At 31.5% G+C, this 25,978-nt stretch carries 17 protein-coding genes and 1 tRNA gene; 12 read left to right on the top strand and 6 right to left on the bottom strand.

From position 1 onward, the window contains the following. The first annotated feature begins 19 nt into the window (after positions 1–19). Positions 20–547 (top strand): hypothetical protein, encoded by a 528-nt coding sequence (locus MKS83_RS08040; RefSeq protein WP_240582722.1) that lies wholly within the window; start codon positions 20–22, stop codon positions 545–547. 55 nt (positions 548–602) lie between these two features. Here the strand turns inward: MKS83_RS08040 and MKS83_RS08035 are convergent, their stop codons facing one another. Both MKS83_RS08035 and MKS83_RS08030 read right to left on the bottom strand, forming a co-directional pair. Beyond that, entirely contained in the window at positions 603–1,586 is a 984-nt protein-coding gene (locus tag MKS83_RS08035) for a PLP-dependent cysteine synthase family protein (RefSeq protein WP_100376341.1), read from the bottom strand. 66 nt (positions 1,587–1,652) lie between these two features. Then, positions 1,653–2,882: an ABC transporter permease gene (locus tag MKS83_RS08030; RefSeq protein ID WP_240582721.1), complete on the bottom strand. Its 1,230-nt coding sequence runs from the start codon at positions 2,880–2,882 to the stop codon at positions 1,653–1,655. Positions 2,883–2,886: 4 nt separating this feature from the next. On the opposite strand from MKS83_RS08030, the gene MKS83_RS08025 reads away from it, so the two are divergent. Beyond that, the gene (locus MKS83_RS08025) at positions 2,887–4,077 is read left to right on the top strand and encodes an exo-beta-N-acetylmuramidase NamZ domain-containing protein (RefSeq protein WP_240582720.1); all 1,191 of its coding nucleotides are present in this window, start codon (positions 2,887–2,889) and stop codon (positions 4,075–4,077) included. 39 nt (positions 4,078–4,116) lie between these two features. On the opposite strand, the gene MKS83_RS08020 is transcribed toward MKS83_RS08025, so the two are convergent. The 4 genes from MKS83_RS08020 to MKS83_RS08005 all read right to left on the bottom strand — a co-directional run bounded on the left by MKS83_RS08020 (position 4,117) and on the right by MKS83_RS08005 (position 6,335). Continuing rightward, positions 4,117–4,323: a hypothetical protein gene (locus MKS83_RS08020; RefSeq protein WP_240582719.1), complete on the bottom strand. Its 207-nt coding sequence runs from the start codon at positions 4,321–4,323 to the stop codon at positions 4,117–4,119. Between the two features lie 6 nt (positions 4,324–4,329). Continuing rightward, a complete protein-coding gene (locus MKS83_RS08015) occupies positions 4,330–4,980 on the bottom strand; it encodes a DUF3575 domain-containing protein (RefSeq protein WP_240582718.1) in 651 nt (216 codons plus the stop codon). An 8-nt stretch (positions 4,981–4,988) separates the two neighbouring features. Then, positions 4,989–6,164, bottom strand: a complete 1,176-nt coding sequence (locus tag MKS83_RS08010) for a thioredoxin family protein (protein WP_240582717.1) — start codon at positions 6,162–6,164, stop codon at positions 4,989–4,991. 98 nt (positions 6,165–6,262) lie between these two features. After that, positions 6,263–6,335: transfer RNA gene (locus tag MKS83_RS08005), tRNA-Phe, on the bottom strand. A gap of 290 nt (positions 6,336–6,625) precedes the next feature. On the opposite strand from MKS83_RS08005, the gene MKS83_RS08000 reads away from it, so the two are divergent. The 10 genes from MKS83_RS08000 (at position 6,626) to MKS83_RS07955 (ending at position 25,821) form a co-directional block, all read left to right on the top strand. Continuing rightward, positions 6,626–8,506: a type VI secretion system Vgr family protein gene (locus MKS83_RS08000; RefSeq protein ID WP_240582716.1), complete on the top strand. Its 1,881-nt coding sequence runs from the start codon at positions 6,626–6,628 to the stop codon at positions 8,504–8,506. A gap of 1 nt (position 8,507) precedes the next feature. Beyond that, entirely contained in the window at positions 8,508–9,866 is a 1,359-nt protein-coding gene (locus MKS83_RS07995) for a DUF3289 family protein (RefSeq protein ID WP_240582715.1), read from the top strand. A gap of 38 nt (positions 9,867–9,904) precedes the next feature. Further along, entirely contained in the window at positions 9,905–10,387 is a 483-nt protein-coding gene (locus MKS83_RS07990) for a hypothetical protein (protein ID WP_240582714.1), read from the top strand. 30 nt (positions 10,388–10,417) lie between these two features. Then, the gene (locus MKS83_RS07985) at positions 10,418–11,212 is read left to right on the top strand and encodes a hypothetical protein (protein ID WP_240582713.1); all 795 of its coding nucleotides are present in this window, start codon (positions 10,418–10,420) and stop codon (positions 11,210–11,212) included. Positions 11,213–11,229: 17 nt separating this feature from the next. After that, positions 11,230–15,513 carry a hypothetical protein gene (locus MKS83_RS07980; RefSeq protein WP_240582712.1) on the top strand — a complete coding sequence of 1,428 codons (4,284 nt, stop codon included), beginning with the start codon at positions 11,230–11,232 and terminating at the stop codon, positions 15,511–15,513. After that, the gene (locus MKS83_RS07975) at positions 15,494–16,696 is read left to right on the top strand and encodes a hypothetical protein (protein ID WP_240582711.1); all 1,203 of its coding nucleotides are present in this window, start codon (positions 15,494–15,496) and stop codon (positions 16,694–16,696) included. The genes MKS83_RS07980 and MKS83_RS07975 overlap by 20 nt, the downstream gene beginning before the upstream one ends. Before the next feature lie 268 nt (positions 16,697–16,964). Then, positions 16,965–18,086, top strand: coding sequence for a hypothetical protein (locus MKS83_RS07970; protein ID WP_240582710.1), 1,122 nt, complete (start codon positions 16,965–16,967; stop codon positions 18,084–18,086). A 98-nt stretch (positions 18,087–18,184) separates the two neighbouring features. Next, positions 18,185–18,484 carry a helix-turn-helix transcriptional regulator gene (locus MKS83_RS07965; protein WP_129039269.1) on the top strand — a complete coding sequence of 100 codons (300 nt, stop codon included), beginning with the start codon at positions 18,185–18,187 and terminating at the stop codon, positions 18,482–18,484. A 177-nt stretch (positions 18,485–18,661) separates the two neighbouring features. Beyond that, the gene (locus MKS83_RS07960; RefSeq protein WP_240582709.1) at positions 18,662–19,888 is read left to right on the top strand and encodes a hypothetical protein; all 1,227 of its coding nucleotides are present in this window, start codon (positions 18,662–18,664) and stop codon (positions 19,886–19,888) included. A 338-nt stretch (positions 19,889–20,226) separates the two neighbouring features. Then, complete coding sequence (locus MKS83_RS07955; RefSeq protein ID WP_240582708.1) at positions 20,227–25,821, top strand: TOTE conflict system archaeo-eukaryotic primase domain-containing protein; 5,595 nt, start codon at positions 20,227–20,229, stop codon at positions 25,819–25,821. Positions 25,822–25,978: the final 157 nt, after the last annotated feature.

Raw genomic sequence — 25,978 nt, 5'->3', positions numbered from 1 at the left:
TACACAGAAATTAATAAGTATGAGTGAAGAAAGAGTAGTTGTTTTAAAACCTAAAAGGCAGGATTTCGAGGAAATATACTTTAGCGGAAACCAGGGAAGTCTGTTTTTCTCATCAACAACAAGAGGAAAAACAATTACAACAATGGTTGTAGGGTTGATTTTAATGATTATGTTTTTCTTTAAAGATGATTTCACCAAAGAAAAATTCGGGATTTTATATTTTGTAAGCTTTCTGTTTTTGCTTTGTGCCATTTTTCTTTCAGTAAGCATTAATAAAGTTTCAAGATGGAAAAAACAGGTAAATGCCTATTTAAACAAACTTGAAAACTGCAACATATATGAAATTCGGTTCGATCAAAATTTCTTCACGGTAAATATTGATAATGAAAAAGAAACCAGTGAATGGAAAGATTTTGAATATTTCGATAGCAATAATGAATTTATTACAGTTGAAGGGAAGTACAGTTACATGTTTCCCAGAAAATCGATGAGCGAGAAAGATTACAGTATTTTAAAACAGGTTTTAAAGCAAAATATTAAAGAATAAAACAAAAAACTCAGAGCAAAATACTCTGAGTTTTATTTTTATCATGAAAAGCTGATTAATCCAACCAGCCCATTTCTTTCATCCAATCATCATTGTAGATCTTTCCAACATATCTTGAACCGTGATCATGTAGTAAAACAACAATCACATCATCTTTTGTAAACTGATCTTTCATCTGTACCAGAGAAGCAATCGCACTTCCTGCAGAATATCCGCAGAAAATTCCTTCTTCTTTAGCCAGTTTTCTGGCGTACACAGCGCCGTCTTTATCCGTAACTTTTTCAAAATGATCGATGACAGACATATCATAGTTCTCAGGAAGAATATCTTCACCGATCCCTTCAGTGATATAGGTGTAAGCATGTCCTAAATTTACTTCTCCTGTTTCATGAATTTCCTTTAAGATGGAACCGTATGTATCAACACCAATTACTTTAATCTCAGGATTCTTCTCTTTGAAAAATTTTCCGCAGCCTGTAATGGTACCTCCTGTTCCGGCTCCCACTACAAAGTGAGTCAGTTTCCCTTCCGTTTGTTCCCAAATTTCAGGAGCGGTAGATTCATAATGAGCTGCTCTGTTGGATAAATTATCATATTGATTCACGTACCATCCGTTTTCCGTTTCTTTTGCCAGTCGTTTCGACACAGAATAATAAGAACGCGGATCTGTAGGTTTTACGTCTGTCGGACAAACGATCACTTCAGCTCCAACAGCACGAAGAATATCACATTTTTCTTTTGATTGTTTAGAATTGGTCACAAAAATACATTTGTATCCTTTGATGATTGCAGCAAGAGCCAGTCCCATTCCTGTATTTCCTGAAGTTCCTTCAATGATGGTTCCTCCGGGTTTTAATCTTCCATCCTTTTCTGCGTCTTCAATCATTTTAAGAGCCATTCTGTCCTTTACAGAATTTCCGGGATTGAAAGTTTCTACTTTTGCTAAAACTAATGCAGGAAAGTCTTCCCCTAAAACTTTATTAAGCTTTACTAATGGGGTATTTCCTATAGTTTCAAGAATATTTTCTGCGTATTTCATAAATGTTTTATAAGCCCTGCAAAGATAGGATTTTAAATTTTAAGGATAATTATAAGGAGAAAATGCTTAGTTGTATTTAATCGCTTTAACAGGTGATATTTTACTGATCAGATAACTGGGAATAATTAGCGCCAACCCCGAAATAATCAGGATTCCCACTGAAATGGATATAATTGCGATAGGATTCAGGTCTACGGGAACTGTACTTACATAATAGTTCTCAGGATTAAGTTTGATCACCCCGAAAAACTTCTGAATCAGGATCAATCCGAGACCGATTGCGTTTCCATACAAAAGTCCGGGAATCATAATAATTAAAGTGTAATTGATAAATGTTGCTCTGATCTGAGAATTGCTTGCTCCTAAAGTTTTAAGTAAACCAATTGAATTTGTTCTTTCAATGATAAGAATTAAAAGAACCATAATGATATTGATAATCACCACGATCAGCATGATGATAATGATAAGAGCAATATTGGTGTCATAAATGCTTATCCAGTCAGTAATCTGAGGAAACTTTTCGGTTGCTTTCTCGGCATAATTTTTATAGCCGATCAATTTTTCAATTTCAGGATAGTCCTTGTCAATATCATTCACATTTTTCAGGAAAATATCGATTCCGCCCACTTCATCAGGCTTCATATCCTGAATCTTTCTTACATGATTGATGCCTCCGATAACGAATTGTTCATCAATCATTTTAATATCAGTTTTGTAAATTCCAACCACTTCAAATTTTCTGTAAATTGGTTTTTGATCAACTTTAGAAAATACTGTAACGATGCTGTCTTTCAGTTTGAGATGAAGATCATTGGCGATTTTTTGGGAAATAGTTACTCCGTGATTGTAGCCTATTTCTGTAACAATGGGAGTACGTCCTTCAATTAAGAATTTTTTGAAACGCAGACTGTCAAAATCCTTTCCGATTCCTTTAAAGATAATTCCGGCAAAATTATGTTCATTACGCATAATCCCGGTTACGGTAGCATATTTCTGTACGCTTGCTACATCCGGAAGCTCCTTTATTTTCTGAAGCTGCAGTCCCTGATTATCCAGAACTGAAGTATTGTAAGATGAATTGGATTTGGTAGATTTTATGGTGATATGCCCACTGAAATCTGCCAGTCTTTCCTTGATGGCTTTCTTAGAACCAAAGCCCGTAGAAACCGTAATGAGGGAAACAATAATCCCTAAAGCTACGGAAAGTCTGCCGATGAAGATGATAACCCTTGAGAGATTATTTTTGTTATCTTTGGAAAACGCTATTTTTCTAGAGAAATATAAAGGAAATTTCAAGCTTATGAATTTAGATTTCAAAATTAAAAATTTACTTCTTATTTGCCTAATTTTTTTAGGAGTATTCAATCATTATTCTTCTCAGATTCAAACAGATTTCAAAACTGGGGCGGATCAGCCGGAGCTTTATCTTCCTTTATTGAAGAATAAGACAATCGGTGTTGTGACGAATCAGACGGGACTTATGAATGATCGGACGCATTTGGTGGATTTTTTAGTTAAAAACGGGATTAAGATTCAGACTATTTTTGCTCCTGAACACGGTTTCCGTGGAGATGCAGATGCAGGTGAAAAGGTGAAAAACGGGGTAGATGTAAAAACCGGGATTCCTATCATTTCTTTATATGGTAAAAATAAAAAGCCAACTGCGGAACAATTGAAGGGTATTGATATTGTTGTTTTTGATATTCAGGATGTAGGAGTAAGATTTTATACTTATATTTCAACATTGACCTATTTGATGGAAGCAGGAGCAGAAAATAATGTCGAAGTTATGATTTTGGACAGACCCAATCCGCATGATGGATATACAGACGGTCCCGTTTTAAAGAAAAAATGGGCAAGTTTTGTAGGAATGCATGAAGTTCCTGTTGTGTATGGTTTAACGATAGGAGAATATGGGAAAATGGTAAATGGAGAAAAATGGCTGAAAAATGGAGTCCAGGCAAAATATACTGTGATTCCAATGAAAGATTATCATAAAAAACAGCGTTACCCGATTTTAGATAAACCTTCACCGAATTTGCCGAATGATAAAGCCATTAATCTGTACCCAAGTTTATGTTTTTTTGAGGGAACACAGGTATCTGTAGGAAGAGGAACAGACTTACCGTTTCAAATTTACGGTTCACCATGGACGCCGAATTTGCCATATCAATTTACCCCGAAACCTAATTTTGGAGCAAAAGATCCTTTTCTAAACGGAAAATTATGTTATGGTGAAAACCTATCAAATTATCCGACTGATTTAAGAGAGATCAATTTAGAATGGTTAATTAAAGCATATAAAAATTATAAAAATCAGGAACTGGATTTTTTTCTGAAGAATTTATGGTTTGATACTTTGGCCGGAACGAATAAATTGAGAAAACAAATTATATCAGGAAAATCAATCCAAGAGATCAAGGAATCTTGGAAGTCTGATTTGGAAGATTTTGAAAAGATAAGAACTAAGTATATCCTTTACCAAAACTGATAAAAAGGTCACTTGTAAAATTTACAAGTGACCTTTTATTTAATCAAAATCCTGGGGCGGATTTTTATCATTTTTTCCTTTATTCATAATGAGAAGGCCTATCGTTAGTCCTATTACTCCTGCCGAAGCAGTCATTAAAGCCCGTTCTATTTTATCCGTTTCCTCATTTCCTAAATAATTCATTAAGAACAGAATCACGAAAGTGAACACGCAAACCAGGATATGATTTCTTCCAAATAATTTCATACAGAATTATTTTAATTTATAAGAGATCATTATACCACCACGGTAAGGAATAATTTCTCCACTTTTATTATAATTTTCAATACGGTCATACCTTTCTTTCTCGTCGGTTCCACGAACATAACCTTTATAAAAATCTTGAGAATGTCCTACAGTTGCATACAATTCCATATTCCATCTTTCTGAAAGGTTAAATTGGTAACCGGCAGTAATTCCTAAAAGAATTGAATATCCCTTTTGATAAAGTTGAGAACTTATGTATTTAGTAGGTAACATTGTTTCTTGGTCGTAATGTATGTCGTCATTCCAATAGCTCCATTTTTGTAAAACAAAAGAAGAGACTCCGATGTTTGCTCCTACAAACCAGTGTTTGAAAGCTTCATCGAAGTAATACCTACCTTCAAAAGAGGCAGAGTAATACTGGAGCTCATGTCCTGAAAATGATTTCCAAGGAGAAATAAAAACATCCCCTTGTAATGTTATTTTTTTGTTTAATTGATGTTCAACCCCCACATTTACAATACCAATAGGAATGAATAGTGCATTTCCTTTTATATATACTTTTGTTTTAGATTTTTCTTCAGGTACTTCAGTTGTTTGTGCACTTATTGTATATAAAGCAAATAATACAAATAAGGAGATTAGAATTTTATTTTTCAAGACTTTTATTATTTGATTTGTTTTAATAATTCTTCTGCAAGACTGGCATCTTTGTTATTTTGAACAGCCATATTTCTGGACATTTCAGCGAAGTTCTTAGCTATTTCCTTGTTTCCGGTTAAGAAATAAATTTTAGCTAGAATATATGTGTTTTCAGACGTTTCACCACGCATTACGGATTGTTCCGCCCATTCGGCTGCTTTTTTTAGTGAGGGCTTATTCTTTACATGTTCAGAAAAAATCCATGCTGCTTTTAAAAGTTCGTTAGGATCAAATGAATCTGTTTTTTTATAATATTCCAGTGCTGTTTTTTCATATTCCGCAAAGTTAGCCGCCTGTTCGTAATACGCTAATTTGGTCTGATTTAGTTTTGTTATTGCTTCTTCTTTACCAACTAAAGGCTCAGCAGTTTTCATGAAATAATCCTCATTAATCTTTTTGCTTTTTTCATCTATAGACTGTGCAACAATTTTAGATAAAATGAGTTGATGATCAAAATCTGAATAGGTTTTCTCAGGTAAGAATTTAATTACTTCCGCTTTTCTTGAAACAAATACTTTGTAATTGGGATCTTCTGTAGATTTTAAAAAGTACAATAAATAACCAATTTCGTCTTTAGTAAGTTCCTCTGTTTTCCTTTTATTTTCAAAATATCTCTCGGATGCTTTTTTAGCAAATTCAAAATCAGAAGTCGAGTTGAGTTTAATGATATTAACTAAAAATTCAGGGTCTTTTTCTCCTTTAGCAAATCGCTCTTTTAAGGAACCCTTAGCGTTGTTGGGAGAATTGATATCTTGTGCCATGAGCAGGAACATGCTTTCTTCCATGTATCCATAGTTTTGATAAACCAGTTCTCCGTCACCGTTTAAGAAAAGATAAGTAGGGTATGAATGGACACCAAATTTAGCGGCAACTTCTCTTCCTTCCCCTTTTTCCATATCGATTCGGGCATTTACAAAATTCTTGTTGAAAAAATCACCTACTGATTTTGTAACAAAAACATTTTTCTCCATCATTTTACAAGGTCCGCACCAAGAGGCATAAGCATCTATAAAAACCAATTTTTTTTCTTTTTTTGCTTTTGCCACTAAATCTTTAAAAGGAAGTTCCTGAAATTGAATTCCATCCTGAGCGAAGCTAAAAAGAGAAATAAATATAAATAGTCCGGTAACGATACTTTTCATTTTTAATTTGGAATTTAAAAAAGCGAAGATACTTATTTTAAATGAATGTAAATTGATGTTAAAAACAAAAAAACCATCTCAATTGAGACGGTTTTAAGTGGTTTCTCCAGGAATCGAACCAGGGACACATGGATTTTCAATCCATTGCTCTACCAACTGAGCTAAGAAACCATTAGGTTTACTTCTTTTTTGAAGTGGTGCAAAAGTATAATAATTTATAATATCACACAAGTTTTAAATGTTTTTTTTCAAGAAAAATCTTTTTTCTATACTGTTTTCAAATTATATAGTAATATAAAAGTTTTCAAAGATGAGTATAAGTAACTGATTTTTAGGATTTGTGTTGTCTAATAATTGTTAGTCGTAGAACTACGACATTTTTTAAAATTTAATGAGAAATTTCATTTTTAATCTATAATTACATCTATATTTGGTGATATAGAAAACACCTCACATTATTTATGAAAAAAAATACTTCGAATTCTGATAAGATTTCTGAGAATCATATTCCGGGAATCAATCGAGTGGTGAAACTGGATATTGTGATTGAAGGCAAGATTATCAAACACTTCAAGTATTTCCGTCTGCAACAAAGTGTAAGGCGACACCACAACTTCGAGCTTATTCTTGCTCATGATTCTTTGGGAGAATCTCAGAATCATACGTTGGAACAGGCAAAGCATTTTCTGGGAAAACGTATCACAATTGTTTTTAAATATAAAGATTATGAAAGCGAAAGTCCTGAAAGGAATTTTGTAGGTGTTATTACCAAAGTAGCTTTCAGTCAGGAAAAAATGAGCCTCGGAAATATAGTGCTCAAAGGCCAAAGCCCAACTATTCTTATGGATGCCGCTCCACATACGCAAAGTTTTGGAGGAGATCAGCCTGTTAATACAGGTATTATTGCCAATAAAATAATTAAAGATGCATTTGAGGCAGGCAAGTTTGATTTCAGGGTGGAAGCTCAGAACAAAAGCTACATTAACTATAGCTCGCAATATAACGAAACCCATTACAATTACCTTGCAAGAACTGCTGAAGCTTACGGAGAACAGTTTTACTATGATGGTGAAGTTCTTCATTTTGGAAAGCTTCCCCCTTCTGAAAAGCCGATTCGACTCGTATATGGGAGTAATGCAACTGATGTTCAGGTTGAATTGAATGCAGTACATATCAATCCTGAATTTTTTGGATACAACAGCAGTAGCCATACCAGAATGGAGGGTTCTAAAAATAATATTAGCCATATAGGAGGGATTCCCTCTGAAGCTTATGAGCTTAATAATAATATCTTTAAGACCCGTTCACTTTCTCCGGCTCCCATTAATCCCAATATGTTTGTTGATGTGGACGATTCCCAAAAAAGTGCCGCTGGAAGTGCCGCTGTAGAAGTTTTTACTGTTTCAGGGAATACTACAGTTCCTTTTTTATATCCAGGTTGTCTTGCTGATATCGAAATGAGAAAGCCTAATAGCAATCAGACTTCTTATTTTACAAAAATTACTGTTACGGAAGTTTATCATGAAGTCAAAGAGCGGGGAGATTACACCGGAAGTTTTGAAGCTATTGCCGATGGAACTGGTTTTATGCCTAAACCTGACTTTATACAGCCTAAAGCAGAGCCACAGGTAGCGACTGTGATTTCCAATACGGACCCACTTAATCAAGGACGTATTCAGGTGCAGTTTGACTGGCAGAAAAATCCTGATACGACTCATTTCATAAGAATGATGAGTCCGGATGCAGGAGGAACCGATATGATCACTCAAAACAGAGGTTTTGTAGCGGTTCCAGAAGTAGGGGATCAGGTAATGGTAGGCTTTGAGTATAATCATCCTGACTTTCCTTTCGCTATGGGAGGAATGTTCCATGGACAGGTAGCTTTAGGGGGGAGTATTAACAACCACATCAAATCAATACAGACAAGAAGCGGTAATAAAGTGATCTTTAACGATCAGGAGGGAAGTATTTTTATTGAAGATCCAAGCGGAAATACCTATCTCATGGACGGAAAGGGTAATATTACCGTTAATGCACCTAAAAATATAACCTTTACTGCCGGAGAAAATGTACAGATTAATGCCGGAAAAAATATTATTGCTTCCGCTCAGAGAAATATAAATATTATGGCAGGAGAAGATATTACAGAAACAGCTAATGATGATTATAATCTGACGGCAAGTAACATTATTGAAACTGCGGAAGTAGGAAGAAGCTCCAGAGCAAAAAACATTACGGAAAATATGGAAGCTGGTTCTTACATTAGTACAAAAGATGCCATCAATGTGGAAAGTGCCAAGGAAGTTCTTATCAATAGTGGGAAACAGGTAAAAATGCAATAATATGGCAGGTGAGGGTGGAAATATTGTACGAAATGTCTTCGGAAAGTCTTATAAAGAGGCTGAACACATCATGAAGGATGCTTCCAAAGGAACACTGGATTTCAAATCTCCTCAGGAAAATACCTTTTATGGGAAACAAGGAGGTAAGAAATTTGATGAATATCAGCCGAAAAAAGACAATATATTACTCGTAACAAAAGTTGAAGGGCCTTTAGATGATAATGGTGAAAAAATAGCAAAACCTAAAGAAGGAGAAAAATATTGGTTCAAAGCAACTTTTAACAGGCCTGCAACAAAAAGCGAGTATAAAAAACTTCAATGGCAGGAAAAGATAAACGGAATATCTATTCCCTTCTTTTTTGATTATTCTTCACTCACGGGAAATACAGCAACGATTCAGGTGAGACTTCGGTGTTATGATATGCGCGTATATGCTTATTTTAAAACTCCAATTGACAAAACCAGTGTTGAAGTTAAAATAGCCAATCCATTACCTCTTTATATTGACAGATTTAAAATTAAAGGAAAAGACAGGAAGGGAATTAATATGGCAGATGATATGTGCTATGGTCTGGGAATTTCCAATCAATATCCTTCGCGGTATACTTTGCAGGATGTGGAAAGTAAAGGGATTTGGATTAAGTCGGAGATAAGAGATAAGACAGATGAAGAATTGTGGACTGGCTTTAAACGCATGGTAGGTACACTTTTTTCAGTTGGTGAACTAGAAACTGTTGCCTTTGATATGATTGAGAAATTTAAACGAAGTGAAGGCGGTGAATACACCAGTCCTATCCTTACAAAACATGTGTTACAACATCCTTCAAACCAAAGATTCTGTTTAAGTATGGAAGATGAAATTGCCGACAGGATTAAGAAAAACCATGGAAGTATAGCATCCATTGAAGATAATGAAATACACTTCACAGATGACGAGATAGGAAAGTTTGGAAGAAGAGGATGGGGACATCCACAGTTTTCAACGATGAAAGATACTTTTATGGGAGGACTCACCATCTGTATGAACGATACCTGGGCATATGAGGTACAGCTGACAAAATTCAATAAATCGGGTAATGGTACTTATGATGCAACCTACAAAGTTGTTTTGTATGATCATTTTGGATTGGATATGCCGGATATAGAAAAGAAATATTACTATCTGCTTGGTTTCAGATATTGGTTTATTTTGCAGCATATAAGAGGGTATAAACCTTTCATCACGAAAGTGGAGTTTGAAAAAACTTTTAAAGAAAGTATTAATAACGGTAAAGCGGAACGTCAAAGTAAAAGGCGGACTGAAAAAGAAAGAGAAGATCGTCTTCGTAATATGGGCAGAAGGAGACCGGGAGAATATTAAATGATCAAATAGTAAACTTAATAGGAATTACACATAAAATGAAGTATTTACAATCTGTAAAAATGATCACGATAGTATGCCTTCTTTTAATAGCGATGAGCTGTGACAGGAAAAAAAATGACTTTATTCCACTTGAGCATATGACGTTTACCAATGCTTATTACAAGAATGCTGTCAAGATTTCATACTATATTCTTATAGACAATCCGGAACCTGCTGAAAGTATGCTGAAACAAGAAATTATAAAATATGTGGAAAACAGATTGAAAAACAATAAAGCATTAACAAAGCCGGAAATATCCTCACTCAACTTTGTTTTTTATAGAAAAACAGATGATACTTCATACTTTATAACACATAGAGACAGTGCTGGAGAACTATTGGGAGAAGAAATATCACATTACCAGCAGGATTTTATAGCCAATTATCTGATAAGCAAGTGTGGAAGCGGTACAGTAGAAAAAATATATCTCTACAATCTTCCCGAAGAGACTGTGGCAAGCAAAAATTGTGATAAATAGTATCGTTTGGTTTTCTAATAATCATAAAACATGGTAGCAACTAGAGTACAGCCTTTTCAGAAATATTCTTCAGGAATGCATTACTATCAGGTGGAAAATGCTCTTGAAATACAGTTTGGAGAAGCAAAAGGATTTTATTCATCTTATAGAATCACATTACAGGAGAAAGTAAATGAAAACCAGACGAAAAGCTGGTTGATAGACAAAGTGGAAGATTCTTCTTTTCCGTCTGAAAATAAATTCATGGAAATCCTTCATGTATTGGAGCAAAGTTCTTATCCATTAGAAATAAAAGTTGATGAAAAAGGCAATTTTTTAGGAGCTGTAGATCATCAGAAAAATATGGAAAGCTGGAAATCAAAAACTTCAGGTCTTCAGGAGAAATATAATAATGTAGATGTTTTCAGAAACCAATATCTGACGACTTTTGAAGATGAAGCGGTTTTTTATAAAAACAAACTAAAAGAACCTTTCTGGAATCTACTGTTGTTTGCACCGCATTACGTAGACAACGGTGAAAAAACTTACGAGTCCATTGTATGGAATATCAAAGGGATTGGTGATATAGAATGTAGAGGAACAATCAGTGCCGAACAGAGAGATTATGGCTTTGAAGCTTTTTTTACATCAGAAATCAAAGTTTCAGATGCCATAAAAGAAGAATTAGATAAAAAATACCAGTATCAGACAGAGCAGTATCAGGTAAAATTAATTATTAAAATGGAATACAACTCCCGAAAAAAGCAATATTTCACGAAGAAAGCTGAGTTTATATTGTCGGGCGGAGAAAAAACAGTATACCGGGAAACGGTTACAATGACTTAATTTTATGAACAAATGACATGGCAGATAAAGGATATATCATTATAGAAGGAGCCACTGCGTACTGTAGCAGCTCTGTAACCAATAATTCTAACGGAACGGCTGTTCCGATGGAAGTGAAAAGCCAGAAAAAAAAATTAGGTAAAAACAAATATTTTGCTCAGAGTAAACCTGTGGCTACTTATCTGGATGATAAAGCAGAAAGCTTCGGTGGCGGAAACGGCTTTGGAAACTGTAAAGGATCAGATGGAAAAACATATCCGTGTAAAGGTAAATGCAATATCAAGTATAAAGATTACTATGAAAATGTAGAATTCAATAAAAGCATGAAAATCCTGCTGGATGTTTCTACGGGCAACTGTCCAGGATATGGAGTTCCGGGAACCATAGCTTTTGCAACAACCGGGCAGGCGAATAACGTTTCACAGATTGATGTTAAAGAAGCGGACGAATTTTCGGTAGCCAACACTTCACCACAATGGTCTGTCTCATCTGCTTCTGCCTCTGCTATATCTGTAGCTTCCATTTCTATGACCTTGCCCTTTTCTGTAGCCAAGCCGTCGGGAACTTATTACTATATTCAGATGACAGGAGGGATCTTCAATTCATTTATGAACCCTATAGCAATTGATAATCTTTCTCTTACTGCACAGTTTAAAGGAGATGGTACAAAGATTATCTGGGCGCTTTTTAAAGGTGATGGGGCTAAAGATAAAATCAAAACCTTCATTGGATTGGGAAGTGTTTTTAATCAGTCTATGAGTAAGATCTTTAGCGGGCTTGAAGAAGGAAAATACCGCATCGAAGCGTACGGAAAGAAGCCCGGTGATAATAATTGCTCCATTATTATTGAGGTTGTTAAGGACTTTGTTAAAAAAATTGTGTCTCCCGGTACCTCAACTTTGGTTAATATTCCTTTTCCTTTATCTGTTGAGTTGAAGCTTAATACAAGTACTGATCAGTTGAAAATCTTAAATCGAAATGTTTTCAATCCTATTGTGACCTCGGCTCAATGGAGGGTAAAGCAAGGAACAACAGTATTGTATAACAGTTCCACGGGTGTTTCTGCTTCTCACCTTGTTGGTGTAAGTAATATAGCCGGAAAAGTATTGCTGACTTTTAAGAACGCCGGAACCTATACCGTAGAGGCATTTACAGATCCTTCCGATCCGAAACCTGAATCTATACAGGTTAAAATAGAAAACTCTTTAGGTGTAATGGGCGTTACGGGAGATGCAGGTTTGTTGAGGTTTAGCGATATGCTCAAAGTCAAAGCCTCAAGGTTTAATGTTAACTACATGCCTGCAGCAACTTCTGTGTATTGGTATCTAAAAAAAGAAGGGACTGGAAGGCTTACTACATTTGAAAGTTCATCATCATTTAAAACTGGGGCTATCAATAAGAAAGTTTCGGAATTGCTTTATAATGACGCTCATCTTGATAATAGTCAATATTTTGGTAAATATACACTCGAAGCTTATGCTAATCCATTAGGAAGTGGAAAACAGCCTGCTTTTTCAGGATCCGACTGTTTTAATTTTGAAGTCATTAAAAATGTTGTAGATAAATTTACTCTTCCGGCTGGAAACATTCCTAAAGGAACAAAAGTAAAATATACTGCCACTGCAAGAATTGCCACTCTTGCCGGAAATGAGGCTATAAAAGTAGAAGTTCCGCAGAATGTTACCGATAACGGAGATGGTACCCTTACCTTTAATGAACTCGGCGAGTATACCATTTCAGCTTATTTGACCGGAGATTATACCGACAATAAAAAGATTGAAGCTAAAATAAAAGTATCAGAACCGTCTGTAAAAAGAGCACTTTGGGCATACGGAACCGGTGTGAAACGTACCGAAACAGGATTTGCAGAAGAAACATATGGCTTCCTGGAAATTGATGGACTCCAGAATCAGACATTAAAAGTGAAAATTTGGGTGAAAGGAGAGGGAGACGATTTTTACAAAGAGAAAGATAAATACATGTTGGAGGAGAAAAATGTGACTCTTAATAATGAAGGAAAGGCGTCTTTTATGATCACTACCAATGATGATTATAAGAAAAAAATGGAGGCAGCTATTCCTAAGACAACTGAGAATCCTAATCCGTCTTATCATTTGATATTCACAGTGGAGCTTCAGCCTGGATCATCCACAGAAGTTATATTGCCATCTGCTATTTCTATTCAGGGAACACGTCCGGTAGTGGTAGACGGAACCACAACTTATCTGGAAGTTTTGGATTCTAATGAAGAACTGGTGATCACCTCCGAACAGAAAATTGTTTCCATAATGTTTTCTACGGAAGATGGTAAAGATATCCAGCGCATGCAGACTTTCTATGGGAAGACTCATAAACTTTGGGTGCATACTGTTAATATGACGGAAGAAACCCTTAAAATTGATGTGCTGAAAGAAATTCCTAAGGAAGGGATGAATGAAAATAATCACATCACTTATACTCACGAAAGCAAACAAAGTTATAACGAAGAAAAAACCGGAAAAGATGGTTTACTTGAAGTTTCTTTTACACCTAAAGAAGAATGGAAAAATCCACCGAAAAACTTTGATTATTATATAGCACAGGTTTCACGCCAGGTTCAGGATCCCACTGATCCGAAAAAGAAAGTCTGGAAAATAGAAAAAAGTCAGTTTACGATTAATAGTACACTTCCTGCAGATCTTGTTAGAACGGAAGATATGGAAAAGCTGGGAATTAAAGCTTATAAAAAAGATGGAACTCCCTTTACGAATGACGAGATGCTTGAACTACGGAAACAATTTATCTTTTACGAAAGTGGTTGTTTAAAAGTGTCTCAGAAAGAAACTCCAGAAGCTATTGAGAATGATGTGATGCCTGTGGTTGTGGAAATGGCGGAAGTGAAGAAAGAGGGCAATGGATGTCCGAGGTGTAATGCTCCCGTAACAGCTGAACAGTTAAAAGAAATATTTCCAGATGCTGATCCCAGTGTTTTAACACAGGTTGCGGCTGCCTATACAAAATATATGAAGGAAATAGGAATGAATACCTGTTGGAATAAAGCACATTTATTTGCCCAAGCCAGAGTAGAAACAGGAAAAACACTTCATTTGAAAGATGGTGAAAATTTCAATTGGTTTTGGGAAAAGCTGCCAGGAACTTTTGCTGCATTCAGAACTCAAGAAGGTAGAGATAATGCAAAGCTTTGGGGACGGGCTGTAGAAAAACCAAGCTCACCGGGAGTAAGTGTAGAGAACCAGAAAAATATTGCTAATTGGGCTTATTCTCCAACTAGTGATAAAGGGAAAGAGCTTGGAAATACACAAGCAGATGATGGATGGAATTTTAGAGGTAAAGGACTTATTCAGCTTACGGGAAGAACAGCATATACTTATGCAAATACTTATACAAAAAAAGAAGGAGCTGATATAATTGCAGATCCAGATTTGGTAATCACTAACATTTCTGTAGCAGTAATATCTTCAATGGCTTTTTTCAAATGGAAGGGTATTAATACAATTGTAAATGGTTCTAAGGACACTTTACCTGCAAGTAAAAAGGTTGGTAAAATGGTGGCTACAAAAGATGAAAACGGAAAAGCATCTGATAATTATACGGAGAAACAAGCGGCGTTTGATGAGCATACTTCCAAAACATTCAAAACATCTGAATGTGAATGGGGAAAAGCAACTGATTTAAATTTGGTGGGTAGAAGTCCTTGGATGGAAATTGCTGTAGCAGAGGCTAAAGTATATGGAGGAAAGCATGAGAGTACCATTGATAGTAGAATAAAAACCTATCATAAGGAAGGGGGAGGAACAGATGCTGGAAGTGGTACAGCATGGTGTGCATCATTTGTATGCTGGTGTATTGAGCAAAAAGGTTTGCCGAGTCCTCATTCTGCTGGCTCAAGAATGTTCATGGAAAGTTCTAAAGCAGAAAAATGTGAAGCATTTTTTGGAGCGGTTGCGGTATTCTCAGACTGTGATTCAACGGGGACAAAAATTGAAACTTCGGGCCATGCTACATTTGTATTTGGAAAACTGCCAGGAACTGAAATTTATGCCTGTCTTGGTGGAAATCAATCCGATAAGCTTAAGATGTCATCGTATAATTGTAGTGGTAATGTTTTTGTATCTTGGAAAGAGAAAAACGGAACAGAACATTATAAAATATTCAGAGGTTTTTATAAACCGAAAGGATATGTCATTAAAGACATAGATAAGTTAAATAATAATGATAATTATTCATCAGCAGATGAAGCAAGTAAAAAAGCGTTAAATTTAGATATTAAATCCGATGAAAATGGGGAAAGTTCAAGGTAAGCTAATTGTGACAAAAATTTTAATTGCCTCTAGTTTTTTTTGTCTCTTACAATGTCAGGAAAAAAAACAGGAATCTAGAAATCTATCTACAAAAAATAATACGATGCACAAAACGGAAATAAGTAGTATACTGGAAGAACAATTAAAAAAAGGAGCTGCTGAAGAATATGGAAGTTTTAGTAATTATTCAGAAAAGGATCTTAATGCCTTAATTGAGTTAGAGGATTCTATTCTACAATCTAATGGCTATAAGAATATAACCAATGATCAGTTTGCGGCAAAAATAGAACAAATATTTGGAAGAAAAATTGATTACACTACTTCAAATAACTTTTTGAAAGTTGATACATATAACAAATGTGATAAAGAATTGTCTTTTGTTCCCTTATCAGCTGAATATCAAAATATTTATATTTCCAAAAAATATAAATTGCTTTCATATTTTTATCCTCTTCCATTGCTTATTGATTATCAGAAGTCCTATCCAGGTCTTAGAAAAATAGAAGAGGTTCCCATTGAAGTAGAAACAAATGAGGGAAGATTGAAGGTAAATAGATGGAAAGATATCCCTAATCTAAAAGAGCAGCAAAAGAAAAATACCCAAATTGTAGTTGCCCGTAATATGTATTTATTCAATGATAATAAAACATATGTAACATGGTTGGTTACTCAAGATCCGACTTTTGTTAAAACTCTGGTTAAGCAATTTGGATACACTAAAGAGTCTAAATTCAATGATCTTACAATGAATGATTATCTGAATAATTATCAAACCTCTTCCGATATTGGTGATGTTATTTTTACAAAAAACTGTAATGGAAAATTAGAAATAAGAACCGAATTATTGAAATATATAAAAGAGCATACAAAGTCAGATGAAAATAGGCTTTTGACTGCCTTAGAGAATTTTGGATATGCTCTGAAAGACAACAATAGCTTTACGCCAGATGAAAAATATAAGATACTTGCTTACATTGGAAATACAGTTGATCCTTTTTATCTGAATTTTGCGGGAGTAAATTCAGGAAATGCTGTATGGAATGCTGAGAGCGTTCTTTACAATAGCATAGTAAAAGATAGAAATATTATTTCAGTATTTCAAAAGAATAATTATTATGACCTTCCCGATTTAAAAGATAGTTTAATGAGGATACAGGGAATTATTGAGCATTCTTCCGAGTAATAATCATTATTTCATAAAAAGTTAATCACAGTCCGATATGACTGTGATTAACTTTTTATAGAAATTTATAAACCTTTACTGTATTGATATAAACAAAAAAACCTCTAAATAAATTAGAGGTTTTAAAGTGGTTTCTCCAGGAATATCCCTTTATTCTGATTTTCAATGATTTAAAACTTTGTTTACTTTCGAGAGGGACAAAGTAGAGACAAAAAATAATAAATGAAATGTTTTTTGCCGATATTTGTTTAACTCTGTTTAGTAGACTATGAAAGCAAAGATAAACAATTTTTACAATCTTCTCAATGAATTTCGATACACCTTTCAACGAATTTTAAAGTCAAAACCTGAAAGCTATGATGATGAAATTTTATTATTAGAATCTATTTATTCAAATAATAAACAGCAATTTCCATTTGATATTAAGACAGCATTTGAGGACTTGTATACAGAAAATCCCGATAAAATGGAACTGATATTTTGGGATAAACTCAAAGAATCTTACTACAATTACGAACAGTTTATAGAATTAGATTATCAGTATTTCCGAAATTCTGAATTGCCTACAGAATTTCAAGACCTATTCTATTATAGCAAATTGCTGTCCTATAATTATTTTGCCTATGTTTCTCGTATCTACTATTGGTATTATGGTAGAAAAAATGAAAGTCGAGGTGAAAAAAAACAAATTATAGTAGGATTTTTAAATGATTATAGTGAAAAAATTCCTGATTTAGATAATGACAATGCTACATTAAAAATTAGAAATTATTTTTCGTTTCATTTTGATATGGTAGAGAATTACGTAAAATATATCTACGCAAAAAATGATTTCGTCCTTAAAATAACTAAATTTAAATCTTTGGAAAATGGGGATATAAATGGAAAAATTGAAAAGGTAGCAGATAAATATTATTCTAAATTAGAAGAACTTGTAAACTACAAAGAGAATATTACAAAATTAGCATTGAATCTGAGATTTGAATATCCTGATTATTTACGTAGTAAAGATACGTTTGTAAAGAAAGCTGTTAAAAGCCAAGAACCTATAAAATTTCTTCATCCAGAAAATGTTTTTGATTCACTTTCGCCATATATTCATGAAGAATTTATCGAACCCTTGAGAAAACTAATCTTTGGTGAAAAAAATAATGTAGATAAGGAAATTACTTTTAGGGGGAGTTCTAATATGCTTGTCTATTTTTTCAAACAACTTTATGACGGTGGTCATCTAATTGCTGATAGCAAAGAGCAGATATCGGAGTGGATAATTAAAAATTTTATGTTTTACGATGAAGAGGATTACAAAAAGTTTAAAAAAGATACTATTCAAAAAACTTTAATGAGAGATTGTAAGCCTCCCAAAAGAGAGGTTAAATATCTAATTTAATTTTTTTGAGTCCCTTTTTTGTCCCTATTTAAGTACAGGCATTGATTGAGGATAATCGTATGAAGTATTTTTGTAACATAATTTTAAACAACAATATCATGCAACAAAAAAAATTCTTAGAGATTATCACTCAATTAGTGAGTGCCTTTCCGTCAGAAAATGAAACAGACGAGAAATTAGACTTATTACTTTCAAAATTAGAAAGTAAAGAAAATGATTCTCACAAACCAGAGCAAGACGAACATATTTTGATTTCTGAGGTCTGTGAGCTTACCAAAAAAAAGAGAACAACTATTTGGCTTTGGAACAAAAAAGGTTTATTAAAGCCTATTGGTAAATCTGGTAAAAGCCCTATTTACAGAAGAAGTGATGTTTTGAATTATATTTATAATTCTTAAAAATAACAAACTGAATAACTTTTTCAAGTAAAATTACTTTCTAAACAGCGCTGTTTATCTTATATCAAAGTCTTATTTCCTAAAGACTTTTAAAAAACAAATTTTATCAAACAAGTATTAATCCGCAGTGGAAATTCCTTTGCATGGTTTTCCATTGCCTAAAAATTAAAAAAACTTATGTTTTCAATTATACAAAACGTAAAAAACCGAAATATTATCGGACAAATAAACTCTGTAGCTGGGTTTGTTGAACATCTTAAAGATGCAAAAAGGGTAGAAGTCTCCCAAATATTAAAATTACGAGAAATAGATAAAAAAAGTAAAGAATATCAGGCAATAAAAATAATATTACCCTCAATTTGTTTTAATTACACTTTTAAGAATAACTACGTTAATTCTGAAAATGCAGATGAATCAACGGGATTTTTGTATTTTGATATAGACGGAGAAAAAGACTTTAACTATGATACAACTTATATCACAGCATTATGGAAAAGTGTTGGAGGAAATGGTTTTGGGTTATTAGTAAAAGTAAGAAACCTTGTAAAGGAGAATTTCAAGGAAAGCTATGAGCATATAGTAGATATATTGGGTATCCCTTATGATAAATCATGCAATGATTGTAGTCGTGTGAACATTATCAGTTTTGATACAGAAGCACACTACAATGAAAATGCTGTTGAAATTGATTTATCAGAATTCAATACAACTATTATACATGCTGTTAAAAAACTCCCCCATTTTAATAGTAATAAAAATAAAAATTTAGGTTACTCTCTCAATGGGGGTAATATTAGATTTAATAATTTATCTGACATATTGGAAGAAAAAGATTTTGAATTTAATAAAGATGGATATTATGATTTTGGAAAAGAAAAAGTGGAATATTGTAAATGTTTTGTCCCACGTAAAATTGTTCCTGAAGGATTAAGGAATCAGCGAGTAAGTTCTTACGCTTATTGTCTTATTTCAATTAATCCTGATGCAAGGTTTACTAACTTTAAACGTTATTTACAAAAATATAACTCTAAATCTTGTAATCCACCTCTTGAATGGGAAGAAATAGACGAAATAGCTACTAAAATCTATAATCAGAGAGGAAATGTCGAACCGAGAAATAATGCTAAAAGAAGAGTTATATATAGTGATGAAATAAAAACTTTATCTGAAAAACAAAAGATTAACGGTAGGGTTTTAGGAAATAATAGGTCTGAAAAAACCGTCAAAGAACTAATAGATTGTGTAATGAATTGGGATTATGAAAAGCATCCAAAAATCACTCAAAAATCATTAATAGAGGTATCGGACAAAAATAAAAAAACAGTTGAAAAATACTACCGTAACGTCCTTAATACAGCCAAAAGATTAAAGGCTGATAGCTTAAAAAATAAAGTAGGAGAATAATATTCTTCTACTTTATTGTGTTTAATTTTTATAAATAATTAGATTTAAATAAGCTATTTATAAGAATTTTTTGCTGAGATATTTTAGAATATTAAGTACAGTGAAAATACTGAATGAATATTCATGTTTTTTATTTATTATTACAAAAAGATGTGAGGAGCAATTTATTTTAAGTAGATTTCTAACTATGATTCAAATGAAATTCTTTTTAAGAATTCACAAATGGAAATTTAAATCCTATTAAAAATATTTCAAATGGATGAATCTCAATATTTACTTACAAATAATTAATAAAAATTAGGGAACTTTATATCTTTGGAGAAAGAAATAATTAGTGTATGAATATTGATGATCTTTATAAAAAAATCTCAGATAAATTATTCAATATTTTTTATGTTGATTCTCATAAATATGGGATACAACAGGATAATGGTAGCTATAAGTTAATTAAGCAAAAAATTTCACCAGTAACGGTTGAAGATATGCTGAAACATCAGAAAAGCTTACTAACATATCAAGAATTACATATTGTTGATAATGCTTTTATTAAATGGATATGTATTGATCTTGACATTATTAAATCAGAAATTGATACAAATGAAGTTAATAGTGAAAATTTAAGAGCTGTAAAAAAAACCACAGATTTATTATCAGATTATCTTGATAGCATAAATATTCCACATTTGGTAGAATTTTCTGGAAGAAGAGGATTTCATATTTGGATTGTATTTGAACGAAATATTACTAAAGAAGAAGGCTATAATCTTATTAACTATATTTATAAAAATACAAGAGATAAATTTGAGAAAAATATCACAGCTGATCTATTTCCTAAAACTCCATATGTAAACAAAAGATCTAAAGGTATAGGTTACGGAGTTAAACTTCCATTATCTCAGAATAAGGTCAGTAATAAATTATCTTTTTTTCTTGAAAAAAATGAATCTTTTGAATTTGAACAAGATAAATGGCTGAAAAGTCCTAATATGGCCTTTCTTAAAAAACAGTTTGAAATATTATCAAATTTTAAACCAATCTCTTATAAGTTAGTTTCACAATATATTAATGAATATGCCGATACTTATAGGAATTCAATTTCATATATCAAAAATAGAAGAATAACTTCTCATTTAACAAATCAAATAGATTTAGATTCTGTAATGAATTCTCTAAAAAAATGTGATAACTTAAATGAAATCCTTGATAATTATGAACAAGGATTAAGTAATAAAGAAAGAAGTATTCTTGTTGGACTTTTAGGACAGCTTAAAACTAAAGATAATGATAATTTTGGAAGAGATCTATTGATAGAAATATTTTCTAAAATTAAAGATTTTAACGAAGAGATTACATTAAAAAAAATAGATACATTAAAGTATCTTAAGCCAATTAGTTGTAAAAGTTTAGGAAAATGTACGGTTTGTAAAGAATGTTCTATTGTTTCACCTATCGAATTAATAGAAGGGGTTAAGTTTGAAAAATTACCTGACTACCATATTCAAAATATTGATGAATATGTTTTTGATAAAATAAAAAAATCATTATATCAGTATTCTTTAAAAAATGATGAAGTACCCTTATTTAATCAATTAAAAATTATACAAAATATAAACTTTGAAAATATTAAGGAATTTGTTTCATGCATATATAATGGGAATTTTAGTTTTGAAAATAGAGAAAGTTTTAGTTTTGATAGAAATGAGACAACAAAAATAAGAAGACTTTATAATATTGATCCTCTTGATAATTTTGTATCAATTTATTTCACATTTATTTTAAATTCAATTTTTTTCAGTGAAATTTCAGGTAATTCATATGGATATGAATTTTCAAGTAGTTTCTATAAAAATAATATTTTTAATAATTGGTTTATAAACTGGGCAAAGTATACACGGAAAATTGAAACTATTCTTTTTAACTCTGAATATGAAGATTATTTCCTAATAAAACTTGATATAAAAAACTTTTATGATAAAATTAATCTTAATAGATTAAAGATTAGACTTTTCGAAGAAGCTCCTACATCAATTAAAGAAAAATTATCAGAATTATCAGAACAAGATATAATTAAGTATAAAAATATTTTAGATTACTTAATTGATTTGTCGAAGACTACAACAGGAGATGATTTAAAAGGATTGCCTCAAGGGCCAGCTTATGCGAGATACTTAGCTGAACTTTATTTAATTGGATTAGACGGACTAATTGAAAATAGATTTATTCAGGATCAAAAACGAGAATATTATAATCGATTTGTAGATGACATATTCATATTTGTAGAATCGGAGGAAAGAGCAAATAATCTTTTTTCAAAAATTAAAGACTGGTTAGTAATTAATGATTTAGAATTTAATACTCAAAAGACAAAAATTATTAATGTTAAAAAATATGCTGAATCGGGTGAGTACAATAAATTCAAAGACAATATTAAATATGATATAAACTTTGCTAACAAAAATAAATCTGTTTTACCAGAAAGTGATGTTCAAGAAGCATTATTTAAATTAGAAAACCTAACGGAAGAGTTTAAGTTTGGACTAAAAGATAATCTTCGATTTTTCTATAGTAATTTTAAAGATGATAAAAGATTAGATTTTCTAAAAAAAAGTTTAGCAAAAAAATTACCATTTACAAATGATGGTAGAGGTACTTTGTATTTTATTTTTTATAATAATCTTATTTCAAATTTTCCTAACGAATTTTGGAATTTAAAACAAGACGTAGACAAAATACAGGGACTGTCATTGACTCACTTTCTTAATACAATTTTATTAAACGAAGATATCATAAAGTATAATAAAGAAAATATTAATGATATTATCGAAAAGGTGCATTTAAGAAGTAATCTTTCAGATGCAGATCAATTATTAGTAATTTCATTAGCATTAAAAACAAATAACCAAGTCAAACTAAACTTTTCAGAGAAAATTATGTATTCAGCAATCAAAGTTCCAGATTTTGAATTGTCAATTGAGAATTGGGACTTACAAAACCGAGCATTACAAGATAAAACAGAATCAATTTCTTTTTTAAAAGAACTTAATAGAATTATAAATGAAAATACTTATACGAAGGAATTCTTAAATGAACTTGCAACATATTCATTTAGTCGTTTCTCTTTATGGGAGGAAAAACAAGAAACATCATTTTTAAAAGATGAAAGCACTTTAAAGTTATATTATCAAGCATTGTGCTTTTTAACTCTTTTTGAAATATCACCTAAAAATGCAGTCATTATCGAGTCTTGGAGATTATTATTGAATAAATCTCAAGAGTTTGGAGATATATCAAATAAACATCATCAATTTTTATGGATCAGTAAATTAGAAAATTTTAAATACGAGGATTTTTCTAATAATATGTATACTTTAATTCTATCTGATAAATCAGGGACTGATCTTAGTGAAATTAGTTGTAAAAATGAATTTTTGAAGCAGTATAGAAATTTAGTTATCATGTTATTGTTTTCAAAAGATGAAATAAACCATTATTCTAGATTTAATGACGATATATTAGTAAATATTAAAGAGGAATCTCTTTTCATAAAATGGATAAAAAAACCAGGAGCAAGTTTATATCCAGAGTTTGACGGTATTGGACTTAAAAATATAGGTCTTAATGGAATTATTGTTCTTAAAGACGCTGAAAAAGTATTCATTAAAGATATTAACTCTAGCATTAACTTTAAAAAGTATGGTTATCTTAATATAGAATTAGAGAATGGAAATACGGAAGAATTAGAATATTCTATACCCAATGAAAGGCTATCTTCAATATTGGAAGTTAAAGATTTGAAAGATTTTATAATTAAAATAAGTGATTTAATAGAAATCCACAAGTCTTTTTCCAAAGATCACTCTACAAAATTTCCTGTTTTTTACAAACCTTTTAATAGTTATAATTCATTACCTATTGTTCCTTATTATTCTGATCAGAATGAAGTTATAGATTATAATGGCAATGTGATTAAAATTGAAAAGTCAAGTTATTGGGAGACAATAAAAGAATTAATTAAAAATATCGATAATAATGAAAATATTAAATTATCATCAGAAGAATCAATATTTAACTTTAATATAACCGAACTTGATAAGAGATTTTTTCCTAAGTTAGGTTCTTCAATAATTTCAAGAGAAGAAGATAAATTAAATTTTATTGAAGAGTTTAGAGAAAATATTAATTTAGAAAATTTTTCAATTTTTGAATATCAATATTCTTGGTCAAAAACTGTTTTTAAGCAATGTGAAAAATTAGGCACAGATGTTAGTACTTTAATTAGTTATTTAGATGTTCATTTTAAACATTTTGAAGAAGATGATAGAATGGACTTGTTTTTCTCAATTGATGATAGCTTTAAAATTAATGACTCTAATCTGCAGGATTTTTATTTGACGATTACTACTTCAGTAAATATCTTTCAGAACCAAGTGCAAATTAAAGATATTAATTTTGAAGACGTTTTTGCTAATGATTATTTAAATGAGATAGAAATTGATGGGACTAATAAGAAGATAAATTTAGCAGATTTAAAAAAAATAAATATTACAGTAGATAATCCTCGTGATATTTTTACGAATGAACCTGTCTATAAATTAAATATAGAAGGTGAGATTAAAGAATTTAACGAGATTTATTTTTTTAATCATGTATCAAAAAAATTTCATTTAAGAGATATAAATGATTTGAAGGGGTTGATAAGAAGTAATGGGGGAAACTTTATCTTAATTGACAATGAAGATATTTTTATTTATACTTTAGAAAATGAGCTTTTAAAATGTTTTAATAGAATACAAAAGAGAAAAGATTTATACGATAAAATTTTCAACACAGTTGATGTTTCCAGTCAAACAATCAATATTGAGATTTTGAAACCCCTTTATCCTAATAATAAAAATTATAATTCTATAAAACACACATACGATAATTTCACTACAAGGATAAGTTTATTACAAAAACTTAAATCACATTACAAAATTACGACTGATATAGAAAGTAGAATTATCAACTGGCTGTCAAATCTAAATGAGCAAAGTATAGAAGGGAGTGATTTGCAGGTATTTATGCAGCAAAAAGGTTTTGGGGTCCCTGATCTCCATAAAAGTATCCTTATGGTCCTTGATAAACATCTATTTATTTCCGATGATAGGATTACTTTTATAAAAGAAAAGGTCGAAGAGCTCCTATCTGAAAATGAAAATGAGGATACAATTATCCTTTCTATTAAAAATCCTATAAATGATGAAAACGGGTTAAAAAGATTACTGGAAAAATGTAATTTACTAGATCGCAAAATTGACTGGGAGAAGAATTTTGACAAATTATGTTTAGAAAAAAAAGTGTATAAAAAAATCGTTTTTGTGACTGATATTGCTCTTTCTGGTACTCAAACTATCAAAGCTTTTAATTATTACAGGAAATCACATGATAGTAACGAATTATTAAGGGAATATAATAATGCTCAAATTAATTCAAAGTCTCCCAAAAAAGAAAGATATTTTTTATTTGATGATATTGATAAAATATCAATGTTTAATGATAATTTAAATAAGTGTGAACATATTGTTTTTGTTTCGTCAATTATGACCGAGCTATACAAAGAAAAAGTAAAAGTAAATTTAGCTGATACAAATGAAAAAATTGACTTCTTAACATATACTAATTTTATTGGTAATGAATTTATTTATGATGGAATAAATTATAGTAATAATCATAAAGAATTATTTGAAGTTTTGGTAAAAGACTTGGTTTTAATTAATAAATTATTTGTTTTAAATGAACAAGATAAAGTTTATTACGAAAAAAGTATTGAAGATTTGAAAGATAATAATATTGTTTTAAGAATTAACTCCTTACCAGCAAAACATATAAAATTATTTTCATTGCAACCAACAAAGGGTAAGCCGTTATTAGATTTTATACGTAATTGGGGATAATTAAAGTTCAGCATATCTAGTTATTTTTAAATATATGTTTCTTTTGAAAAGAGAATTTGATTAACTCCAAAACCTGTCTATTAAAACAGGTTTTGGAGTATTTAACATTTTTCTTTCTTGGAATACTTTTTCAATATATTAATTGTGAGTTTCAAAC

Origin of the sequence: Chryseobacterium sp. Y16C, from assembly GCF_022488405.1 — a bacterium.
Lineage (GTDB): Bacteria > Bacteroidota > Bacteroidia > Flavobacteriales > Weeksellaceae > Chryseobacterium > Chryseobacterium geocarposphaerae.
This window is presented reverse-complemented; position numbering and strand designations above follow the sequence as displayed.